The 21,551-nt window shown below is 47.4% G+C and carries 17 protein-coding genes; 8 read left to right on the plus strand and 9 right to left on the minus strand.

Going from position 1 to position 21,551, the window contains the following annotated elements; translation table 11 throughout:
• Positions 1 to 682: 682 nt before the first annotated feature.
• The 4 genes from J2T16_RS19175 to J2T16_RS19190 form a co-directional block, all read right to left on the minus strand.
• The gene (locus J2T16_RS19175; RefSeq protein WP_499019046.1) at positions 683 to 2,335 is read right to left on the minus strand and encodes a methyl-accepting chemotaxis protein; all 1,653 of its coding nucleotides are present in this window, start codon (positions 2,333 to 2,335) and stop codon (positions 683 to 685) included.
• A 24-nt stretch (positions 2,336 to 2,359) separates the two neighbouring features.
• Positions 2,360 to 3,367, minus strand: coding sequence for a BMP family lipoprotein (locus J2T16_RS19180; protein WP_499019047.1), 1,008 nt, complete (start codon positions 3,365 to 3,367; stop codon positions 2,360 to 2,362).
• Between the two features lie 349 nt (positions 3,368 to 3,716).
• On the minus strand, positions 3,717 to 5,327 hold the full coding sequence (locus J2T16_RS19185; RefSeq protein ID WP_499019048.1) for a gamma-glutamyltransferase family protein: 1,611 nt from the start codon (positions 5,325 to 5,327) through the stop codon (positions 3,717 to 3,719).
• A gap of 188 nt (positions 5,328 to 5,515) precedes the next feature.
• Positions 5,516 to 6,415 (minus strand): SDR family oxidoreductase, encoded by a 900-nt coding sequence (locus J2T16_RS19190; protein WP_499019049.1) that lies wholly within the window; start codon positions 6,413 to 6,415, stop codon positions 5,516 to 5,518.
• Between the two features lie 160 nt (positions 6,416 to 6,575).
• Here J2T16_RS19190 and fosB point away from each other — a divergent pair, with 160 nt between their 5' ends.
• Together fosB and J2T16_RS19200 are read left to right on the plus strand one after the other, a co-directional pair.
• On the plus strand, positions 6,576 to 6,995 hold the full coding sequence (fosB, locus tag J2T16_RS19195; protein ID WP_154960479.1) for a metallothiol transferase FosB: 420 nt from the start codon (positions 6,576 to 6,578) through the stop codon (positions 6,993 to 6,995).
• A 139-nt stretch (positions 6,996 to 7,134) separates the two neighbouring features.
• Positions 7,135 to 8,946 carry a S9 family peptidase gene (locus J2T16_RS19200; RefSeq protein WP_499019050.1) on the plus strand — a complete coding sequence of 604 codons (1,812 nt, stop codon included), beginning with the start codon at positions 7,135 to 7,137 and terminating at the stop codon, positions 8,944 to 8,946.
• Positions 8,947 to 9,182: 236 nt separating this feature from the next.
• On the opposite strand, the gene J2T16_RS19205 is transcribed toward J2T16_RS19200, so the two are convergent.
• The 4 genes from J2T16_RS19205 to J2T16_RS19220 all read right to left on the minus strand — a co-directional run bounded on the left by J2T16_RS19205 (position 9,183) and on the right by J2T16_RS19220 (position 15,356).
• Positions 9,183 to 10,217, minus strand: a complete 1,035-nt coding sequence (locus tag J2T16_RS19205) for a phosphotransferase family protein (RefSeq protein ID WP_499019051.1) — start codon at positions 10,215 to 10,217, stop codon at positions 9,183 to 9,185.
• A 23-nt stretch (positions 10,218 to 10,240) separates the two neighbouring features.
• Positions 10,241 to 11,614: an Imm51 family immunity protein gene (locus J2T16_RS19210; RefSeq protein ID WP_499019053.1), complete on the minus strand. Its 1,374-nt coding sequence runs from the start codon at positions 11,612 to 11,614 to the stop codon at positions 10,241 to 10,243.
• 139 nt (positions 11,615 to 11,753) lie between these two features.
• Positions 11,754 to 12,785: a ribonucleotide-diphosphate reductase subunit beta gene (locus J2T16_RS19215; RefSeq protein WP_090918646.1), complete on the minus strand. Its 1,032-nt coding sequence runs from the start codon at positions 12,783 to 12,785 to the stop codon at positions 11,754 to 11,756.
• Positions 12,786 to 13,022: 237 nt separating this feature from the next.
• The gene (locus tag J2T16_RS19220) at positions 13,023 to 15,356 is read right to left on the minus strand and encodes a ribonucleoside-diphosphate reductase subunit alpha (protein ID WP_154891382.1); all 2,334 of its coding nucleotides are present in this window, start codon (positions 15,354 to 15,356) and stop codon (positions 13,023 to 13,025) included.
• Between the two features lie 767 nt (positions 15,357 to 16,123).
• Here J2T16_RS19220 and J2T16_RS19225 point away from each other — a divergent pair.
• Positions 16,124 to 16,450: an MTH1187 family thiamine-binding protein gene (locus tag J2T16_RS19225; protein WP_090918642.1), complete on the plus strand. Its 327-nt coding sequence runs from the start codon at positions 16,124 to 16,126 to the stop codon at positions 16,448 to 16,450.
• Between the two features lie 262 nt (positions 16,451 to 16,712).
• Here J2T16_RS19225 and J2T16_RS19230 read toward each other — a convergent pair whose 3' ends face one another.
• Complete coding sequence (locus J2T16_RS19230) at positions 16,713 to 17,834, minus strand: hypothetical protein (protein ID WP_499019055.1); 1,122 nt, start codon at positions 17,832 to 17,834, stop codon at positions 16,713 to 16,715.
• Positions 17,835 to 18,358: 524 nt separating this feature from the next.
• Here J2T16_RS19230 and J2T16_RS19235 point away from each other — a divergent pair.
• The 5 genes from J2T16_RS19235 (at position 18,359) to J2T16_RS19255 (ending at position 21,421) form a co-directional block, all read left to right on the plus strand.
• Complete coding sequence (locus tag J2T16_RS19235) at positions 18,359 to 18,463, plus strand: hypothetical protein (RefSeq protein WP_017690880.1); 105 nt, start codon at positions 18,359 to 18,361, stop codon at positions 18,461 to 18,463.
• 40 nt (positions 18,464 to 18,503) lie between these two features.
• Entirely contained in the window at positions 18,504 to 18,608 is a 105-nt protein-coding gene (locus J2T16_RS19240) for a YjcZ family sporulation protein (protein ID WP_222592193.1), read from the plus strand.
• 377 nt (positions 18,609 to 18,985) lie between these two features.
• Positions 18,986 to 19,108 carry a sporulation protein YjcZ gene (locus J2T16_RS19245; RefSeq protein ID WP_154891472.1) on the plus strand — a complete coding sequence of 41 codons (123 nt, stop codon included), beginning with the start codon at positions 18,986 to 18,988 and terminating at the stop codon, positions 19,106 to 19,108.
• Positions 19,109 to 19,835: 727 nt separating this feature from the next.
• Entirely contained in the window at positions 19,836 to 20,432 is a 597-nt protein-coding gene (locus J2T16_RS19250; protein ID WP_090918634.1) for an RNA polymerase sigma factor, read from the plus strand.
• Between the two features lie 35 nt (positions 20,433 to 20,467).
• A complete protein-coding gene (locus tag J2T16_RS19255; protein WP_499019084.1) occupies positions 20,468 to 21,421 on the plus strand; it encodes an anti-sigma factor in 954 nt (317 codons plus the stop codon).
• Positions 21,422 to 21,551 lie beyond the last annotated feature (130 nt).

Raw genomic sequence — 21,551 nt, forward strand, 5'->3', positions numbered from 1 at the left:
TTCAATCCAGCGTGCAGGATCATACGGAAGCGATAATGTTTAAATACCTATCACATGAAAGTATAAACATATGAAAAAGGAGCCCGCCATCATCTCGAGGGGCTCCTTTCTCATATAAAGTGAATTTATAAATAAAAAACAGTCTATATCGTTTTTTATTGAAAGCACCGAACCACCCATTTGGAAACATTGTTACAGTATCTACCCAACTCATCTACCCACCCATTGCACATTCATCAGCCCAACTTGATTAACCTGACCATCGCACATTCTATCGTTCCAACTCACTAACATGACCTACTGCCTATTCAAGTGTTGACGGAACAACGTTTCTTAGTGCCGATCTGCATTCTTTTTCAGGGTGAACATTTCTAACGATCATGAGAAACCTTATTGGGCACGTATCCACCCGTTTTATTTTCTAACGATCTCAGGGAACCTTATTTCAATCATTTATTATAAAAAGGAGACATTTCCCTCCATTTTGGCCCCAATAAGCTCTCTGGGGATCGTTAGAATTTCAAACGACTCAGAATCATGCAAATAAGCTCATCTGAGATCGTTAGGATAAAATTAAATTTTCACTCACCTTTCGCTCACATAATCCTCATACTCCGCGCGCATATATACTGCAGCTTCATTGATTACTTTACTACAGGTACACACATCTCGTGGACTCCTCTTACAGACGGAAACGCTGGAGTTCCTGATGCATCTCAGCACTGATATCACGAAGTGACTTGACCTTGATACTGGCTTCGGAGAAAGAACGTTGTTGTTCTGCGGTGGAAGCAGTGATTTCTTCACTGCTGGCTGCAGATTGCTCGGTGATGGCACTGATGTTTTCAATCGCCTGTTGCACCTGTGAACTAAGTTTGTTGGATTGTGACATGTCCTCTGCAAGCTGCTGAATGCCTTCGCTGATGCGCTCCACACTCTCACGAATCGCCGAGAAGGATTGTTGCGTCTGACCCGTGGCGTGCTCCTGTTCCCCAAAGAGTTGCATGCTTTGCACCACGGAACTTTTTACTTTTTCCATCGAGGCTGTAATCTCGTTAACGGCGGCATAGATATGTTTGACCGATTGAGCAGACTGTTCCGCCAGTTTGTTCACTTCACCTGCCACAACAGCGAATCCGCGTCCGGCTTCCCCGGCACGTGCAGCTTCAATGGAAGCGTTCAGGGAGAGCATGGTGGTTTGCTTGGCAATCTCGGATACATATCCCGTCATCGTTGTAATGCGAGCCGCGCTCTCTTCCAGCTCCAGCACGGTCTGTTCCACTTCGGACATGGCATGGCGATTTACTTCGGCGAGTCGCAACTGTTCTTCAATCGCCCTGTTTCCCTCTTCAACTGTGGTTAGAACATCGCGTCCATCCTTGGCAGATTGGGCAGTGGCCTCCAGATTATGGTTAAAGGTAGACTGCATCTTGTCTACGACTATAACCGTTTCGCTGAGATCTTCCGCAATTTTTTGACTGCCAACGGACAGCTCTTCTGTGGTACGTGACACCTGCTGTACGATGGCTTGCACCGTATCATTACCGCGATCAATATCCTGAGCCATCTGATCGACTCGCTGCCCCGCCGTGTCAATGGATTGGATGATTCCGCGAATATTATTCGTCATTTGTCCAAAGGAACGACTCAGATCATCCAGTTCATCTTTCCCCCGAGGTTCCGGCAGCGTTTGGGTCAGGTCACCACTGGCAATATGCCCGGCAGCATCCTTGATCAGACGAATACGTTTGGCTATCTGACGTGAAGTATACATGTTAAACAGCATGACCGCGATGAACAAAAGGGCAGCCCCGCCAAGGGCAATCTGCCATGTCTGCTGGATGCCACTTTCCAGATCGAGCGTATATTGAGTGTAGCGCTCCCGGGTTATCTCATTCAGTGAGTAAATGTCATTTTGTATGCCTCGAACCCGTGCACTGTAACGTTTGGCCTCTGCACTGTCCATATTGCTCATTGCTTGGGTTGCACCTTGATCCAGTGCTTGCAGCTTCGTTTGAACCGTTTGGATGAGCTGCAGCTCCTGATCCGTTTCTAACAAGCCACCCGTGAGTTCCTTAATCATGGCTTGGCCTTCTTTTAAAAGAAGCATTACAGCTTCCTGATTGCCTGCAGTCATCGAGAAGGAGTAGACATCCAGCGCCTGCTGGGTCTGAATCTGGTTGGAGTTCAGCTCGCTTACCTTGAGCATCGCAGGTACCAGATTTTGATTTTTTGCATTCATACTGAGCAGTTCCATAATAATATAAGCGACCAGCGCAAGGCATAGAAGCAGTGAGATCAGAGCGTTGACAATAAGTTTTCCCTGTAATTTCATATGCGAGCCTCCTCAAATCATGGGTTATGGATTCACTGTAATTTTGATTTGACCTGAAGAAATTTTGGCTTTCAGATCATCGAAGGTCCGCTGTTGTTCATCACTCAGCGTGATGTTATGCAGTGCGGTTAGGCCTACAGCATTCTCGGCAAGTCCTTCTACAATTTGTCTTTTCGGGAAGGTATGTTTGTTTTCGATAAACGACTTCACGGCGTTGTAGATGGAGACATCCACATTTTTTAGCATGGATGTCAGAATTGCTTTTTCCGCTAAAAAGAACTGATCGGTATCTACACCAATGGCGTATTTGCCGAGTGCTTGAATCTCATTCAGTGCGCCGACACCGGTAAGACCAGCGGCCACATAAATTACGTCGGCACCTTTCTCCCGAATCATTTGCTCAGCGAGTTGCTTGCCCAGATCGGCATTTCCAAAATCACCAGCATAGACGATATCTACTGCAGCTTCTGGATTAACAGCAAGCACACCCTGTTTGAAACCCTGCTCAAAATTTTTGAGCACCGGAATTTCCATCCCGCCCAAGAAACCGACATGTTTCTCCTTGGAAGCCATGCCTGCGATCACACCTGCCAGATAGCTGCCTTCCTCCGCGCGAAATGAAATGGAAGCGATGTTAGGAAGCTCAGAGGTACTGTCAATTAAAAGGAATTGCTGGTCCGGATATTTGGCAGCAACCTTCTCCATATCTGCTTGAACGGTATCGCTTAAACCAATAATAAGATCGAACTTTTCTTGGGAAAATTCCTCAAACGCTGCTTCTGCAGTCGAATCTTTGCTTGGTTCACGATAGTCAAAAACAATGCTTTTCTCGTCTCTCGCCTTGACCAGTCCGTTAAAAGCCGCATCATTAAAAGATCGGTCTCCCAGACCGACCTCTGTAAGTACAATTCCCACTCTGGTCTTTACGTCAGTGGTTGCTGTTTTAGAGCTGGTTGAACAAGCAGCTAACATGATCAGTGTCAGGGCCAGAAGCATGGTGAGCCCTAAACGGATGAACATCGTTGTTTTCATGTGAAATGCCCTCATTTCTGTAAGTTTCTTATGTAATAATTCTGGAAATATACTGGAAGATGGATGAACCCCAATCATCTATGCAACGAGTTTTTCCCTTTATCTATATCGGCGAAAAAAGCCGTTTTTTTACGATCTCTAATGAAAATTTACAGAAATATAAATCTATTTCATGAATTATACATAGTTTTTACAATTATGTTGTTTAATCATTCTTATAAGAACTTATGAGTTGGCATCGTAATGCCGTAAAAAACAAAAAAAGCAAAGTAGAGCGAGAATCCTACTCTACTCTGCTTTGCTTTACATTGCCTTGCTCAACCTTTACATTCATCACGTTATGGATTTCCTACCATGCCGCAATCGAGCCGTCCGTCCGACTTTCCGTTCCACCGCATAACACACCTGTATCCGGGTTACGCCATATGATCTGCCCCCGTCCGAATTGGGACGAATCGAGCTCGGTTTGGATATTATGTCCTCTGCGAGCCAGCGCTTGGGCAATGTGGGGAGGGAAGTCTTGCTCGACCAGTATCGTTTTGTCTTTAGTCCACTGCCAGCGAGGTGAATCGAGAGCGGCTTGCGGATTCAGATGATGATCAATCGTATTCATAATGACCTGCACGTGACCCTGAGGTTGCATAAAACCGCCCATGACCCCGAAAGGTCCGACGGCTTCACTGCCTTGGGTGAGGAATCCGGGGATAATCGTATGATACGTGCGTTTACCCGGCTCCAGTGCATTCGCATGTTGCGGGTCCAGCGAGAAGTTATGTCCGCGGTTCTGGAGTGCAATGCCTGTACCTGGCACAACCAGCCCTGAACCAAAGCCCATATAGTTACTCTGGATAAAAGAAACCATATTGCCTTGGCCGTCTGCCGCAGCCAGATAAACGGTTCCGCTTCCGCGTGGATCGCCTGCCTCGGGCGCACGTGCGGTATCCCCAATCAGCTTGCGCCGTTCTGCCGCGTAGGCTTCGGACAGCAAATCCTCCACGGATACGCCCATTTTTCGTTCTTCCGTAATGTATTTTTCTCCATCGGCAAAAGCCAGTTTCATCGCTTCCAGCTGCCGGTGATAACTGAGGACGGATTCCTTCTCGGCGAAGTCGAATCCCTTCAGTAGATTGAGTGCGGATAGGGCAATGAGTCCTTGCCCGTTCGGCGGAATCTCCCATACATCATAACCCCGGTAGGAAACAGAGATCGGATCAACCCATTCCGGCTGAAAAGCCTTCAGGTCATCTCGTGTCAGGTAACCGCCGTGTTCTGCCATAAAAGCATGAATGCATTCCGCCAGTTCTCCTTCGTAAAAGTCTCGCGCTTCGCTCTCGCCAATCCGGCGCAACGTGGCCGCATGGCCCGGCGAGCGCCATAGTTCCCCCGCCGCGGGTGCACGCCCGCCAGGGGCAAACGTCTCAAACCATGCACGCCCTGCTTCCGCATCGCCCTGGCGTGCATAGACCTCGGCTGCCCGTGCCCAGTGGCGGGCCAGCCCCGGCGCAAGCGGATAACCTTCCTCCGCATAGCGGATGGCCGGTTCCAGCACTTGCGCCAGCGTGAGCCGTCCAAAGCGACGGCTCAGCTCCGCCCAACCCGCCGGTGCGCCAGGCACCGTCACCGGCACAACCCCCAGCTTCGGCATCTCCGTATAGCCTGCCGCCTGTAGCGCCTCAATCGAAATGCTCTGAGGCGCAGGTCCACTGGCATTCAGGCCATGCAGCTTGCCCTCCGTCCAGACGAGGGCAAAGGCATCGCCACCAATGCCATTGGAGGTCGGCTCCAGCACGGTGAGTGCTGCCGCTGTGGCGATAGCGGCATCAATCGCATTGCCGCCTTGTTTCAACACATCCAGACCAGCCTGCGCAGCAAGTGGCTGCGACGTAGCAACCATGCCTTGCTTGGCGTATACCGGCACACGGTACGAGGAATAAGGTTGATAGAGGGGATCAAAGTTCATTCGTCAATCAGCTCCTTGTCACGAGATGTCAGATTCCGTTGTTTAACCGGAGTGTAGCTTCTAACCCTTTTCGCAACCGACAAGCCAATCTCCTGCTAAAACATCCAAATCCAACCTGACATCAAGGGGCAAGAACATAGAATATAAGCAAAGCCGTTTGAATGTACACATACTCATGCCAGTAGCCCTTAAGTTGTCACCATATCGCCGCCATTGACATGGATACATTCGCCCGTAACATAGGAGGAATCGCGTGAAGCCAAATAGACATAGGCTGCAGCTAGCTCGTAAGGTTGACCTGCTCGGCCCATGGGTGTATCGGTGCCGAACACCTGCACATCTTCAGCCGAGAAGCTGGCAGGAATAAGCGGAGTCCAGATAGGTCCCGGAGCCACGACGTTTACACGGATGCCTTTGTCAGCGAGCGATTGGGAGAGAACACGAGTGAGGGAGACGACAGCGCCTTTGGTCGATGAATAATCAATGAGTCGCACATCACCTTTGTAAGCTGTAATGGAGGCGGTGTTGATGATGGACGCCCCTTGGCACAGATGGGGAAGGGCAGACTGGATCAGGAAGAAATACGAGAACACATTTGTTTGAAACGTATGATAGAGCTGCTCCTCGGTGATGTCGACAATGCTTTGCTGTACATACTGCACGGCGTGGTTGTTGACCAGTACATCGATCTTCCCGAACATTTCCATTGTCTTGCGAATGACGGCTTCGCAGTTTGGTTTTAGCCGAAGATCCGTCTCGATGAGCAGACAGCGCTGACCCAGCTCCACGATTCGGTCACGTGTCCATTCCGCGTCCGTTCGTTCATATAAATAAGCGATCACAACATCTGCACCTTCTTTGGCAAAAGCAATCGCCGCCGCCCGACCGATACCACTATCGCCGCCTGTGATAATCGCAACTTTGCCTTGCAGTTTGCAACTGCCAATATAAGCAGGGTCTTCACTGATCGGTTCGGGCACCATCAGCGATTCCAGACCGGGCTGCTGATCCTGATGCTGGGGCGGAAAAGCTAACTTCTGTGGTTTGCATACCGTCTTCTCACCGTAAAATGGATAGACAGGGTTCATGGTTTGCATATCCTCCTCGAACGTTCCTTGATAAGCCTACCCTATGCATTCATCCCGAAAAAGATGCAGTTTGGCCGTGCTATAAGCTTGTGTTCTACCGAAAATATATACCATAATAAGGGAGTAACCCTTTAAATTTGATGGAGGTGTCAGGAGCCCTATGAACATTCAGGGAATTAATCATTTGTGCTTTTCCGTATCGAATCTGGAGCGATCTATTACGTTCTTTGAGCAGGCTCTCGGTGCCCGAATTCAGGTGAAAGGACGCAAACTGGCCTACTTCGAACTGGCGGGCCTCTGGATTGCTTTGAATCAGGAGGATGTGCTTCGGAATTATACGGAACGAACCTATACCCATATCGCATTTACGGTAAAAGAAGAAGAGTTTGACGCATCCGTGGAGCAACTGCGAGCTGCAGGAGCCGATATTATTCCAGGAAGAGCGAGAGATGAGCGGGATGGGAGATCGGTTTATTTTACAGACCCGGACGGGCATCTATTTGAACTACATACAGGCAGCTTGAAGAAGCGGTTGGACTATTATCGTGAGGCTAAACCGCATATGACCTTTTATTCATGAGGTATGCACAAATAAAAAATAAATGGAATTAAAGCTCACATATCTATTGTGAAAACAATGGAATAAACGATAAACTGGACAAATGGAACCTTAATTTACCAATGTTAAATTCATGGGTTTAATCTTAAGGAGGTTTGTCATGATTCAGTTTCCGAAACCGGATGTAGAGCAGTATTTCCAGACGTATCGTATTTCGCATTTTGCCGTATCAGCGGATGAGAAAAAGTTGTATATGGATAGCAACCTGAATGGTCAGCCGAATATCTGGGCGATGGACTTGCCGGGAGGGTATCCGTATCCACTGACGTATTTGAACCAAAGCAGTCAATTTATTAAAGCTGATCCGCAAGGGCGTCATCTTCTTACCGCTTTTGATCGAGATGGGAACGAAAACTATCACCTCTATGCGTTGCCACCGGAGGGGGGAGTTCCGCTTCCGATTGTCCCAGCTGATCCGAATGACCGCTGTTATTATGCTCATTTATCTGAGGACGGAAAACGGTTATATTATAACACCAGTTCAGGCAATCCTAATTATATGAATGCACGCCTTCGTGACCTGGAGACTGGGGAAGACAAGCTTTTGTATCAGGGAGAAGAGGTAACCAGCAGCCTGATTGCGGTAAGTCCCAATGAAGAAGCCTATGTTATTTTGAAAATGTACTCCAATACGTATCAGACTGCTCATCTGCACCGGAACGGGGAATCTCATGCCATAGTACCGGTTACGGAGCGGCAGAGTCAGGTTCCATATGTTCTATTTGCAGGTAATGACCGTTTGTTGCTGATTACCAACGATAATTCGGCATATGCCTATGTAGCTGAGTATGTCATAGATACGGGAGAATTCCGTGCGTTGTGTCATATTGAGGGTGAAGATGTAGATGAAATCCGCTGGCATGAGGCAACTGAAACGTTATATATCTGGACACTGACCGGGCCGGAGTATCACATGTATGCGCTGGAAAAAGGTGCTGGAAAACCTCGCCGCATGGACATGCCACTCGATACGATTGAACAGGTGAACGTGACTAAATCCGGTAACGTGTATATTCTCGGACGTGGTGCTGTGCAGCCGCATAATATCTATCGACTTGTTGCAGATAGTGAGTCCTGGGAGCCGTTAACGGCCAATCGAGTAACCGGTCTGAACCCGGATGATCTCGTATATCCAGATGTCGTGCGATACCATTCCTATGACGGGCTGGAGATTGAAGCATTGCTGTTCAAAGCGAAGCCGGAGCAGGCGAACGGATACAGTGTATTCTGGCCACATGGCGGGCCACAGGCATCGGAAGCCAAGTTTTTCCGTCCGATGTTTCAGTTGTTGCTTGCACAAGGGTACAATATCTTCGCTCCGAACTTCCGGGGTAGCACGGGATATGGTGCTGAATTCGTGAAGATGGTTAATCGGGATTGGGGCGAAGGACCGAGACTGGACTGTGTTGCAGGCATTGGGTGGTTGTTTGATCAGGGGATTAGCTCGCCAGAGCGTTTATTTGTGGTAGGCGGTAGTTATGGAGGTTACATGACGCTGCTACTTGCAGGTCGTCATCCAGAGCTGTTCCGTGCAGCAGTTGATATCTTTGGCCCAAGCAATCTGTTTACTTTTCTGGAATCTGTACCGGAGGATTGGAAGCCAATGATGGACAGATGGCTAGGTGATCCGGTACGTGACCGTGAACGCTTAACCAAAGATTCCCCGATTACGTATCTGGATCAGATGGTAAACCCGATGCTAGTCATTCAAGGGGCTAACGATCCAAGGGTGGTCAAGGCTGAATCCGACCAGATCGTAGCCGCACTGCAGGAAAAAGGTGTAGACGTGGAGTACATTGTATTGGATGATGAGGGCCATGGTTTCTCCAGAAAAACAAATGAAATATTAGTTTATCGTAAAATGGTAGAGTTTTTGCAAAAGCATCAAGAGACTCCTGTTGCACAAGTTTAATTCGAATCATTTGATCACCATAGACTTCAGTGGATCATTCGTATGAGGGTGACAAGAGGTAGCTCATACAGACATGGAGTCTACTATAGAGCAACAAATAATAGCCAGTGATCCTTGTGATCACTGGCTATTTTTGTTTCAAGTCAATCACATGAAGTTGTTATTTATATATCATCTGGTAGTCACGGATTCCTTTAGCACCTACAAGCCGCATGCTTGTCTTACAATCAGAACGTTCAGTCCAGCAAAGAGAGTACCTTCTCGATATACCGCTCTGCCCACGGAGCAAAAGGTAGATCAGCTTCCCAGGTCACTTGTCCGGTCGCCTTCGCCTCACCCCACCATAGAATACGTTGATACAATAGGTGAATCAGAAGGCGTGAACGAAAATGTTTACATTTTTCCACATCGTCTGCACAGACCTTTTCCCGGTAAGAATGAAGAAATCTCGCAGCCAGATCAGGCCGGTCTTCCCGGAGGTATCTCGCAGTCATTTTCGTCAGATCGGCTGTGCCATCGCCGAAATAAGCAGTCGTAAAATCAAATAATCCACTGATTCTCCAAGAGGATGCAGGCGGATCTGTTTTTTGGATAAGAAAGTTCTCAACTTTAAAATCTCCCATGACAAATTCATGAACCGTCGAGACTAAAAAAGCAGATTCGGACTGTCTCAATTGCTCATCCACCCAGCATACATCATCGTCAGTAATCACGGAGTACTTCTCCGCATCATGTAACCAGTGGCGGATGCTTCCGTACAGCCAGTCCAGATACGAGCCGGCAAAAGGCATGATTTTGTCTGCCACAGGATCGTATTCTCCGGCATCCGGAACTTTCCAGTGATGCAACTCGGCTAACGTTTCAGCCAGTACATCTGTAATGTCTTTATGATCTTGTGAAGTTAGAGTCGCTTGGAAAACAGGATCATATAGATGGTTTCCAGGCAACTTGGGCATGATTACGTAACTCCAGCCCAGTAGCTGCGTGTCCTCCTGAATCCGATAGGGAACAGGCACAGGAATGGTAGTGCGCGCCGCCAGTTGCTCCACGAAGAATTGCTCTTCTTGAAACTGTCCGTTGTACAACGGATTGCCCTTCAGAATAAACTCGCCTAGCGTAGTTTGAACGAGCAGGGTTTGCCCCATCACCCCTTCAGCTGTCCGGTGAAAATGGACTAATTCCCCGAGATTGAAATGATCAAGTGCCCGTTGCAGATCGGGCTCCGAGACATGACCGAGACTATTGGAAGCAAAGTAGATGCGAGTCGTCATAAAAAGGCTCCTTATTTTTCTGTTTAGTCCAGCTCCGCTCTTGAAAACAGGTCGAGAATAAGATTGCGTTGCTCACATGCCTGCTTGAATCCGAGAATAAAAGATATGAGCGCTTCTTTGTCATCTGTATAGGCACAGAACATATCCGCTTCCGGATCGAAACGAATAACCGAAGTCAGATGAGGCATCTTTTCTTCAAGAAAGACAGTTGCGAGGGAGGCCCAATCGTACCCGCCACCTTCGAAACCTTCATCTGCACGTGAGTCAAAGACGTCCTGAAGATATGTACCTGCATTGAGAATCACGGAATAGGAATTGGTTCCCGCATCAATGAACCTAAAAGGGGCAATGGCTTCTTTAGAGAATGTTGACACGCTTTGGTTCTCAGTGAATACAGCAGTAATTGCTTGTTCTTCATCAAGAGAGTCAGAGCCTTCCTCGTCAAGCAAATTAAAATCCTCTTCGTCCAGCAAGCCCCGAATGAAAACTTCGAAATTCGGTGCCAGATAAGTAATTTCATAATCGCTTTCCTGATCCACATGAACGACACAAGGTTCGCCTTGAGGGCCGCAGAAGCGATAGTCCAGCATGACGACATCATGACCGGCAGACGGGCAATCACAGATGACAACCCCGAGGTCAGGGTATCCCCAGTCTTCGATCATAAAGCGACTGCCGAACTCTCCACCAAGGGAATACATCTTATCCCGTCCAATACCCAAGATGCTTGTAATGGCGATATGATTCTCTGCCCAACTTGTACCTTCTTGGGTCGGAAACGTTGTGCGCGCAGGAAAACCGCCATTTTGCGTTTTCATTAGCTGGATATAGGAAGCTGGCAGTTTGTAGCCGAGTTCCTGTTCAATGGATTGAATTAATTCCTCGTCAAAAGGAGAAGACACATGGTTATCTTGCGCATAATCGCTATACCGCCAGAATGTTGCGGGATCGTATGTGCCTGAAGCAACCTGAAGCTGGTTTAGTGTTCCGCTTTGCTCCCACTCTGCCTGCTCCGTCTCCCAGCGAATGCGATCCCGATCCATTTTAGCTGCTTTGGGGCGAATCCAGTCCAGATATTCCAGGGTAGACTCATCATTGGGCTCAAGTCGATTCGCTTCTTTAAAAGCTGCCTGTGCCAGCTTGTATTCAGCGACGTAACAGTAGGCATAACCTAACCGGAAGTGCCATAACGGGTCTAGTTGGCCTTGTTCCTTAACGCCTTGTAATAGTTTTATGGCTGTGCGATACTCTTCCAAATTGTTATATGCTCTTGCAAGCTGTCCGATCGTTTCGGCATCCTGCTCGGATTCGGGTAATGCCTCAATACGTTTTACGATGAGCGCATAGTCTTCCTGTTCATGCCAAACATTAATCTGTTCCAGCAACTCTCTATCCATGATTAGACCTCATTTCATCGTGAAAGAATAGGCAACTCTACCCACTATTTTACAAGGTTTAGAGACAAAAAAACACTCTCTCATACGGGTAGCCGTAAAGCTTCCCAGCATGAGAGAGTGTGCAGTGTTAGACGTTATTCTACAAATCGTCAAATCCGTTATCGTCGCCGACTTTACCGTAGTTACGGGATTTGGCTTCGAAGAAGTCTGTTTTCGTTGCGTTCAGCGCTTCGTCGGAGAAAGGTTTGATCCAAGGCATGCAGTTCACGTCAACGCCTTCATATGCCTTTTCCATACCCATTAGACGCAAGCGTTTGTTCGCTGTGTATTTAATGTAGTCTTCCAGCTCGTTCAGGTCGATGCCGCGAACGTTGCTGAGTGTATAATGTGCCCAGTTCGTTTCCAGCTCAACTGCGCGGTCAATCGTTTTGTACACGTAGTCCATGTTTTCTGGTGTGTTCAGTTCAGGGAAGTCTACCAGCAACTGTTTGAACACTTCCGCGAAGAAGTAGCAGTGCTGATTTTCATCCCGCTGGATGTACGAGATCATCTGGCTGGTTGCCATCATTTTCTGGTCACGAGCCAGGTTATAGAAGAACGCAAATGTACTATAGAAGAAAATACCTTCGAGAATCAAGTCAGCAACCATCGCTTGGAAGAACGTCTGTGGAGACGGGTTGTCCCGGAAGCTTTGATAAATATCCGCGATGAAACGGTTGCGGTCCAGCAACACCGGATCATGTTTCCAATATTCGAAAATCTCTTTCTGCTCCTGATCGGAAACGATGGAAGACAGAACGTAGGAGTAGGATTGGTTATGCACAACTTCCTGTTGTCCGATGATCGCCGAGATCGCTTCAAGGGAAGAGTCGGTAAAATAACGTTTCACGTCACCAACAAACATCGTTTGCATGGAATCCAGTACAGCCAGCAGGGAGATGTTAATTTTGAACGTACGTTTCTCTTCTTCGTCCAGTTGGGCAAATTGGGAAGCATCCTTGGACATCGGAATCTCGTCAGCGATCCAGTGGTTAAGCAACAATACTTTGTACAATTTGTACATATGAGGCATACGAATGTCGTTCCAGTTCAGGATACCCGAGCATTCACCTTCAATAATACGTGTCGATTGGTTAGGCGCTTCGGTATTGAAAATTTTCTGTACTTGCATAATCCGTTCACTCCTTGAATGAATTTAAACTATATAACGACGATGACAGAACAAGCTTGTACTGTTTTGGCTGGCATATATTTAACATCTTGCGATGCTGTGGTCAGGTTTTGGGCAAAAAAGAACCAGGGCAACGCTATTTTGCATTCAAAACAGGGATGCCCCGGTGGTCATCAAGATCAGCGTGACAGAATGGAGGTGCCCATATCCATCACGATGTTACCATTCTTATGTGGATCAGCTTGCGCAGGAATCACATTCCTCGATCGTTAATGCACGGCTACGAACATAATAAGTCGATTTCATGCCGGCTCTCCAAGCGTGAAGATGCAATTCCAGGAACTCCGTTGCCTTGATATCTGGACGAACATACAGGTTAAAGCTTTGACCTTGGTCAACGTGACGCTGACGGGCAGCGGCCATATTGATGGAAGCATGTTGATCCACCATAAATGCCGTTTTGTAGTACCAGATCGTTTTTTCGGAAAGATCCGGTGCCGGGTTGGCAATTTTGTATGTTGTTTTCTCTTCATAGGACAACAGCTCATACAGTGGATCAATACTTGCTGTTGAACCGGCGATGATGGAGGTGGAACCGTTTGGTGCGATAGCAAACATCCATGCGTTACGTACGCCGTTTTGTTTGACTTGTGATTGCAGTTCTTTCCATTGATCTGTAGTTACGAATTCGCCTACGCGCTCACCCGTTGTGTACTCGCGTTGATCGAAGTAATGACCACTTTCCCAGTCGGAGCCTTTGAACTTCGGATAATGTCCTTTTTCTTTGGACAATTCCATGCTGGCTTGAACGAGCAAATAGTTAATTTTTTCATACAGATTATCGTTATAGGTAACAGCTTCTTCGGATTCCCAACGAATGCCTTCGAGCGCAAGCAGGTGATGCAATCCGAACGTTCCCAGACCAACAGCGCGATACTGACTGTTCGTGTATTGGGCTTGAAGCACCTCAATGTTGTTGATGTCAATAACGTTGTCCAGCATACGAACCTGAATCGGAATCAGACGCTCCAGTACGTTATGAGGTACCGCGCGAGCCAAGTGGATCGAGTTCAGGTTGCAGACGACGAAGTCACCAGGAACTTTGGAGATCACGATGCGTGTCTGACCATCCTTGGTCACCAGTTCTTCTTTTTCCACCACGGTAGCGGATTGGTTCTGCATAATTTCAGTACACAGGTTGGATGAATACACCATGCCATGTGCCCGGTTAGGGTTCGAACGATTTACAGTGTCACGGTAGAACATGTACGGTGTACCTGTTTCAAGCTGTGATTTCATGACACGTTTCATGATGTCGATTGCTTGTACCGTAATACGGGACAAAAGCGGATGATTCACGGCTTCTTCATATTTCTCGCGGAATGTACCTTGACCCTTAGTTTCATCGTAGAAGTCTTCCAGACCCAGTGCACGGCCGTTCTCATCTTTCCAGCCCATCACTTTTTTCGTCTCGTGCGGGCAGAACAAGCTCCATTCGCCACGACTTTCGACACGCTCCATGAACAGGTCAGGCAGACAGATACCGTGGAAAACGTCATGCGCACGCATCCGCTCGTCGCCGTTGTTCAGCTTCAGGTCGAGGAATGCCAGGATATCTTTATGGAAAACATCCAGGTAAACCGCAATCGCACCTTTACGTGTGCCAAGCTGGTCTACGCTTACTGCTGTGTTGTTCAACTGGCGAATCCAAGGAATAACGCCTGAGCTGGTGTTTTTGTGACCGCGGATGTCTGAACCACGTGCTCTGACTTTACCGAGGTACACGCCGATGCCGCCGCCCATTTTGCTCAAACGAGCTACGTCTGTATTGGAATCAAAGATCCCTTCGAGCGAGTCATCTACTGTGTCGATGAAGCAGCTGGAGAGCTGTCCGGCTACCTTTTTACCTGCGTTGGACATAGTCGGCGTAGCTGCCGTCATGTACATGTTGCTCATCGCCCAGTAGGCTTCTTTCACCAGATCCATACGTTTCTCGGCAGGTTCCTGGTGCATCAGGTACATGGCGATAACCATGTAACGCTCCTGCGGCAATTCCATGACTTTTCCATCAAAATCGTTGGCGAGGTAACGCTCAGCCAGTGTGAGCAAACCGATGTAATCGAAGAGCAGATCGTTGCGATAGTCAATGCACTCCGCAAGTTCGTCGATCTGTTCCTTGGTGTAACATTCCAGCAACTCTTCGCGATAGATGCCTTTTTTGACAAGGTCAACGATCAGCGGATGGAATGCGCCGTAAGGTTCGTCCGGGTAGGATTTGTATCTGCGGTTGGTTGCCGCTTTTTTGTAAAGGGAAGTAAGCAGGGATCTCGCTGCTGCAAATTTCCAGTTCGGCTCTTCTTTCGTTACCAGTTCCAGAGCGCTCATCATAAAAGCATTGCTGATCTCATCTCCGGTAACTTCGTCACGACGAAGTTTGCTCGTTACTCCGCGAACCAGACGTTCCTTGTCGAGCATGTCCAGTCCTTCCAGGATACGGTCGGCATATACCGAGATACGCATCTCGTCAAAGGCAAGCTGGCGATTGTTCGGCTTGGTCACAACTTGTGGCATGAATATTCCTCGCTTTCACATGATAAAAAGATAATGATAAAAAATAAATAAAACAATTCTTTGAAAATAAGAATTGGAGGTCTACAACGGTGAGTAAATACGGATTTTGCGGACTACAGTGGCAGTAACCAGATACGTTTGGGATGAAATCATGCGACAAGGAGTGGACAGAACCTGCTCATACAAAAAGCATTCCCCTTGCCTTACGGCTGAAAATGCCCATTCATGTTCTGGTTTTTGACAGTCTTATCTATGCATGCCTTCGACAGAACAAGTTGCTGTATGTAAGCTTTTGTCTGATCATTTCATACCTGTGAATAATGTTAACGGACGCAGTCCAAACAGCCCCGTTAACCTCCATGCCAGCCCTGTCTTCGAGAAAGCGATTTACACCTACAGGGACGTGCCTTTGGAGGTGATTTCATCTTGTTTTTCGATAGATTCCAGATGCTGGTTATAAGAAGTGGGGTATCCCGTTTCACTATATTTTGTTGTTGTTATACTAATGTACCCCAACATATAGTGTTTGTAAACAGGGCGGAAACCTTAAAACGTAATTCCGAGTATACCATCTAAGCCAGAAATCCGCAAAGGAAAAGGACTGGAAGATTTGAAGATTCTGCGAAAAAAAATTTAAGGGATTTGGAATGACGTCATCACGTCAGTTTGAATTGGAGCACTTTAAACTGGTAAAATAAAATCAGTCAAAACTCGACTAAAACTTGAGCGGCAACGGTTCGAACGGTGCCCAGAGGAGGCAGAGCGAAGTGGCAATTGCAGAAGTAACCGTTATTCCGATTGGAACAGGAACCACCAGTCTGAGCAGTTATGTAGCAGACATGCAAAAGATATTGGAAAGACAACGTGGCATTACATATCAGTTAACTTCGATGAGCACCATTATTGAAGGTCCGCTGAACGAAGTTTTCACCGCCATCGCGGCTTTACATGAAGCTCCGTTTCTGTCAGGAGCCCAGCGTGTCTCCACATCCGTGAAAATTGATGACCGGCGTGATAAACCGGACGCTTCCAGTGTGCAGAAACTGCAATCCGTACAAGATAAGCTGATTTCACTACACAACAGGCCGAATTGAGAAACGGAATAAAACCCATTTTACGCGGCAAGTCCCAATAGGGGCTTGCCGTTTTTGAGTTTTGACAAATGACTCAAACTACGCGGTGCTCTGTCCTATATCAAGAACGATAAGCCAGTTGCCAAATGTAAACCGGGGTATCTACATCGAGAAAACAGTTCAAGGTTTTGTGATCATGTGCATTCAAAAAAAGAACTTTACACCAAACAGGCCGGCTTAAACTTAATTAAGCTGGCCTGTTTGTACCTATTCTTGGTTTTTATTATTCAGCAACGATTAAAGATGCACCTACTATAGTAGAATTGGTGTATCCGCCACTAACATTGTCGAAGGAGTAGTTAGTGATAGGTGCGCCAATAACAGTGGCATAGTCCCCATCAAGCAAGTCTCCGGTCGAGGCAGGATATATGGCTGTAATATAATTTCCGTAATCGTCCTCTAACAGCAAGATAGAAATGGGTGATCCAAGTGAATTGTCTTCTTCCACCTGAATAACCTGTCCGCTTATTTTTACAAAATTTTCATAGTAGTTGGCTACATTTTTATTGAGATGTCGGGTGGTTACATCGGCTTTAACAAGTCCTTTGACCTTTTTGCGAAGCTCAGCAGTATCTGCTGGGAACAGGTCGGTATGTTTTGCGAGAAAATTATAAGATGCTTGCTCCATCACGGCTGTCTCAGATGAGACGGATGATGTAAGATCGTTAAAGAAATCAGCAGCAGTTGCTGCGGCCGATGAATCTGCAGCAGATGTATTTACAGCTGTTTGCGCCAGTGGAGAAGTAATATTCAAGGAATTAAGAATATCACTCACTTCATCTGAATGATATGATTCTTTGCCATAAGTTAACGTCAAGGTATACAGGTCTGTATTTGTTGGAATCATGTACTGAACTAGAACTACATTGGTTCCAGAGGAATGAGTATAACTTCCTTCCAGTACGCCTGCATTTATGTCTTTATAAGGCTTGATGCTAAAATTGGTCTTTTTATAATCAGATATACCAATAGATGCGCCATTCTTTACATAATAGTCAGCTGTGTTATTAGCAAATTCCTCAGGGTTGATTGAACCTGATGTGTTGGCTTCGATCGTTAGATTAATGTTATCTGCAAACTTCTTTGTTCCTGATTGGTCTGAGAACGCGCCCTTCACTGCTGCGTGCATTTGACTTGTATCTACACTTTCCCAAGACTCCGGATATGAGAACGAAAATCCTTCACCGTTATATGTAGTATATTTTGTTTCTTTAGCTTCAGCTTTGACAGTTTCAGCAGCATTCGTTGTTTCCGAGGGCTTGTTGTCAGCTGTTTTAGTTGTCTCCGAATTACCACAAGCGCTGAGCAATACAGTTAAAGCAAGAATCATAACCCGTTTTTTCATTTTTCTAATCCCCTAGTATGCTTCCCATCGGTTGGGTTTTTTTACTCCGGTCATCAGGTGAAATACCAAACTCTAAAATTTGTACTTTTTATTCTGCAAAATAAATGTTGGTCATTTGTAGGTTACTTACTCAATCTAATCAGACATTTAATGATTGATATTGAATGGTTCGAATGGTTCAATCTAGAAACTACTGTATTTTGTAATAATGGACACATTGCTCAAGACAAGCTGAAATACTCCCTTCCGTATAGATTTTAGAATAGCAGCCCTTCTGAATAAATGGATAGCATATATCAATATTAGGAACATAAAGGCTACAAATCTAATAAATTATAACACTAAGTATTAATTAAGGTAAGCGAAAGACAATAAAGGATATATTTATAAGCTCAATTAATACTATTCTTCCTGGTGAAGAATGTAGTCAAAACTGGAAGTCAGCCCATTTTACATCTGCGCCCGGTCGGTTGTGCGTCCGATGCATATAGTGAACTGTACCTCAAATCAAAGGAGGGTTTTACATGAGTGGAGTAGTTGGTGGATACGGCGGTGCATGGACATCGACTGGCGCGATTCTGGTTCTCTTTATCTTGCTGGTGATCATCTCTAAAGCATTCCTGATCTAATAAACGGTTTTGTAAATTCACACGTAAGGGAGGGTTTAAGATGGGTGAAGTAGGAGGAATGGGATACGGCGGCTGGACTTCCACTGGAGCAATCCTGGTGTTGTTCATTCTGCTCGTAATCATCACTAAGTCTTTCTGGGTATAATGTGTCTTGCTCTGCCGGGTAACCGGCAGGGTTTTATGAGACTGGACAAGCACCGTTGGGGAAGGAAAGAGAGTTCAGTCCCCTAATCGTTGTAACGGAAGCAAGGTGTAGTTTATTTATCAGTGGTTAAACGCCTATTTTGAGATCATGAGGGCCATAGCCCGGTCACCGTATAGGGCAAATACATAGCTTAAGGTGTAGGCAAATGTTAAGGAGGCATGACGATGACCGAAGTTAAACCGAACTCACCGAACGGACAGGGGCAAGTTTACGGACAACAAGGAGGGCATGAACATATGTACGGATACCAATATCCAGGTCAAGACATGTACAATTACGGAACAATGCCTTATGGCTACCAGCCAAATCAAGCACCGATGGTGCAAGGATACCACCATGGTTGTTCACCTGCCTGTGGTGGTGGCGTGTGGAGCTCCATGGGAACCATTCTTGTTTTATTCATTCTGCTCGTAATCATCTCTAAAACCATGTTTATCTAATCCCTCTGCTGAGAGGCCGCGGTCCAAACGTGGACTGCAACATCGGGCTGATCGGAAAGCCTGACTGGATCATGCAATTCAGATCCGTTTCTTATAAGAATCTTTCTCGAAAGAATATAACGGAATCATTAACGTGTTAACTCCGGCAGTAAGCCGGGGTTATCTTTTTTTTAAGGCGTGCTTTTCTCAGGGAGCGGGGAACGTGTACCGGTTTTCTCCAAAAGCGATAAAGAGAATTGGATATAGAAAAGCACCCGGAACCCAATTCCGGGTGCTTGATGTATGTTTTCAATCTTCTCAAGAATAAATGATATCCAAAACAACAAAAGCCCTACCTCTCTTTTGTCCTTGCGGCTCCGATGACCGCGCCAGTGTGAATGGGAACATCTTGTAAACCCTTAGTCTACCGGGTTATTGTGATTCAGGTTCGTCAATCTCCATAGGTTAGTTAGCATATTCGCTGCGGTCGCAGCATGAAGAAAATATTCCGGGGTTAAAAAGAAGACAGAAAATCATATGAGGTTGTTTATACAACTTTTATATCATACCACAGTCTGTAATTTATTGCAATAAAAAGGAAGGATAACTCCTGAGGCACGGGTTTAAGCCTTCATTTGAGTCCGGAGTTTAGAAGAAATATCTCAAAAAAATGTTATTGAGGGTAATCCTCTTCAAACGTTTCTGCGTAGGTTATAATATGAGGGAAGATACAGAAAGGGGCCCTCGGATGACTGAATCGATAGAGGACAGCAGGTTGATGCAACGAATTGCAGAGCGTGATGCTTCTGCACTGGAACTGCTATATGACCGATATGAACGGGCCGTCTATTCTTTTGCTTACCGAATTGTTGGTGATTCGATGACGGCAGAGGAGACCGTGCAGGAACTTTTCCTGCGCATCTGGAACAAAGCGGAACGATTTGATGCCTCACAGGGGAAGCTGACCACGTGGATGTTCGCGATTACGCGCAATATCGCAGTGGACATGCTGAGGCGGAGATCGAAAGGAGCAGCAACCACTCCAGTTGAGAATGAGACACTGGCGGCGTATGCTGACGAATATACAAATACAGAAGAAGAGGTCCAGCGCAAATGGGAAGGCACACGTATTAAAGAGGCGTTGACCCAATTGAACGAGGACCAGAAGCAAGTGATTGAATCGATATATTATGCAGGTTTAACGCAACAAGAGGTATCCAGCCGATTCGGGATTCCGCTGGGTACGGTGAAGAGCCGTGTCAGGCTTGCCATGCGTCAGCTCCAGAAGTTACTTGCTGATGCTGAGTTGCATCCGGACGCGGGAAGGGAGGGCATACATCCATGATAGAACGACATGAGGAGTGGTCTGATCTGGCACCGATGTATGTGCTGGGCGGACTGGAAGCAGAGGAAGTGGCGGCATTCGAAGCACATATGTCGAATTGCGAAGCTTGTCGTCAGGAGGTAAGGGAATTGCAGGAGGTAACCGGCTCCCTGCCACTTGCGGCGGACCCAGTGGCACCGCCGCCGGGCATGCGAGCACGCGTGCTGGGCAACGTGCTCGGTCAGGCGCAGGAGAGCACCGGCGCGACGCCGGCTGCGACTCCTGCGCAGCAACCTGAAGCACCCGCATCCGCGGTGCTTCAAGAAGACCTTGCGCCGCAGCATGAGCGTGCGGCGCAGCCCGGGCCTGGCTTGCCGCCAGCGGCGGTGCCTGCGGCCCGGGCCGAAGAGGCTGCCCAGGCACAGCTGGGGCAGCCAGGTACGCGCGCACGTGTGCGCGGTGGCCGCGCATGGCGCGCAGCCAGTGCGGGCCTCGCGGCAGCGGCGCTGGTGCTCGGCGTGTACACGGCGCAGCTGCAGAGCCGCATCGACTTGCTGACGCAGCAAGCCGAAGGCGTATCGGCCGCGCAGGAGCAGCTGGCTCAGGCGCAAGCGCAAAATGCGCAGCTGCAAGAACAACTCGCTTCAGCTGTGGCGCCTGCGCAGGGCATGAAAACGGGCGAGGCCGTCAAGCTGAGCCCGGCAACGCAAGATATTGTTGCACAAGGTCTGGCGACCATCGTGATCGATAGCAAAGGCACGCACCTCGTGGTGCAGGCAGAGAAACTGCCTGCTCTGGAAGGTAATCAGGCATTTCAGGTATGGCTGATTAAGGGGGATACTCCTAAGAATGCCGGGACGTTCCTAAGTCACGACGGTACAGGAGCGGTCTATTACACGCTGGATTCCGCAAACGATTATGACACCGTAGCGATCACGCTTGAACCGGATGCGCTGGGGGATCAACCACGCGGCACAATGATTTTGGCGGCTAAAATTAAAACGAGTTAGATGCCAAGTCGCCAAAAGGAGCTTTAATGGAATATATGTAACAAAAACCTTCATAAAAAGGCCGCTCCCCCAAGGAGCGGCCTTTTCTATGAAGCAATCCCCGAAGACAGCCAAGCAGAATATGTAGTAT

Origin of the sequence: Paenibacillus intestini (genome assembly GCF_030803945.1) — a bacterium.
Taxonomy (GTDB): Bacteria; Bacillota; Bacilli; order Paenibacillales; family Paenibacillaceae; genus Paenibacillus; species Paenibacillus polysaccharolyticus.

Excerpts from the sequence above, each read along its gene's own strand:
- fosB (WP_154960479.1), top strand. The coding sequence starts at position 6,576 with ATGAACATTCAGGGAATTAATCATTTGTGCTTTTCCGTATCGAATCTG.
- J2T16_RS19215 (WP_090918646.1), bottom strand. The coding sequence starts at position 12,785 with ATGCAAGTACAGAAAATTTTCAATACCGAAGCGCCTAACCAATCGACA.
- J2T16_RS19210 (WP_499019053.1), bottom strand. The coding sequence starts at position 11,614 with ATGGATAGAGAGTTGCTGGAACAGATTAATGTTTGGCATGAACAGGAA.
- J2T16_RS19220 (WP_154891382.1), bottom strand. The coding sequence starts at position 15,356 with ATGCCACAAGTTGTGACCAAGCCGAACAATCGCCAGCTTGCCTTTGAC.
- J2T16_RS19245 (WP_154891472.1), top strand. The coding sequence starts at position 18,986 with ATGGTGCAAGGATACCACCATGGTTGTTCACCTGCCTGTGGTGGTGGC.
- J2T16_RS19235 (WP_017690880.1), top strand. The coding sequence starts at position 18,359 with ATGAGTGGAGTAGTTGGTGGATACGGCGGTGCATGGACATCGACTGGC.
- J2T16_RS19190 (WP_499019049.1), bottom strand. The coding sequence starts at position 6,415 with ATGAACCCTGTCTATCCATTTTACGGTGAGAAGACGGTATGCAAACCA.
- J2T16_RS19200 (WP_499019050.1), top strand. The coding sequence starts at position 7,135 with ATGATTCAGTTTCCGAAACCGGATGTAGAGCAGTATTTCCAGACGTAT.
- J2T16_RS19255 (WP_499019084.1), top strand. The coding sequence starts at position 20,468 with ATGTATGTGCTGGGCGGACTGGAAGCAGAGGAAGTGGCGGCATTCGAA.
- J2T16_RS19205 (WP_499019051.1), bottom strand. The coding sequence starts at position 10,217 with ATGACGACTCGCATCTACTTTGCTTCCAATAGTCTCGGTCATGTCTCG.
- J2T16_RS19175 (WP_499019046.1), bottom strand. The coding sequence starts at position 2,335 with ATGAAATTACAGGGAAAACTTATTGTCAACGCTCTGATCTCACTGCTT.
- J2T16_RS19230 (WP_499019055.1), bottom strand. The coding sequence starts at position 17,834 with ATGAAAAAACGGGTTATGATTCTTGCTTTAACTGTATTGCTCAGCGCT.
- J2T16_RS19180 (WP_499019047.1), bottom strand. The coding sequence starts at position 3,367 with ATGAAAACAACGATGTTCATCCGTTTAGGGCTCACCATGCTTCTGGCC.
- J2T16_RS19240 (WP_222592193.1), top strand. The coding sequence starts at position 18,504 with ATGGGTGAAGTAGGAGGAATGGGATACGGCGGCTGGACTTCCACTGGA.
- J2T16_RS19250 (WP_090918634.1), top strand. The coding sequence starts at position 19,836 with ATGACTGAATCGATAGAGGACAGCAGGTTGATGCAACGAATTGCAGAG.
- J2T16_RS19185 (WP_499019048.1), bottom strand. The coding sequence starts at position 5,327 with ATGAACTTTGATCCCCTCTATCAACCTTATTCCTCGTACCGTGTGCCG.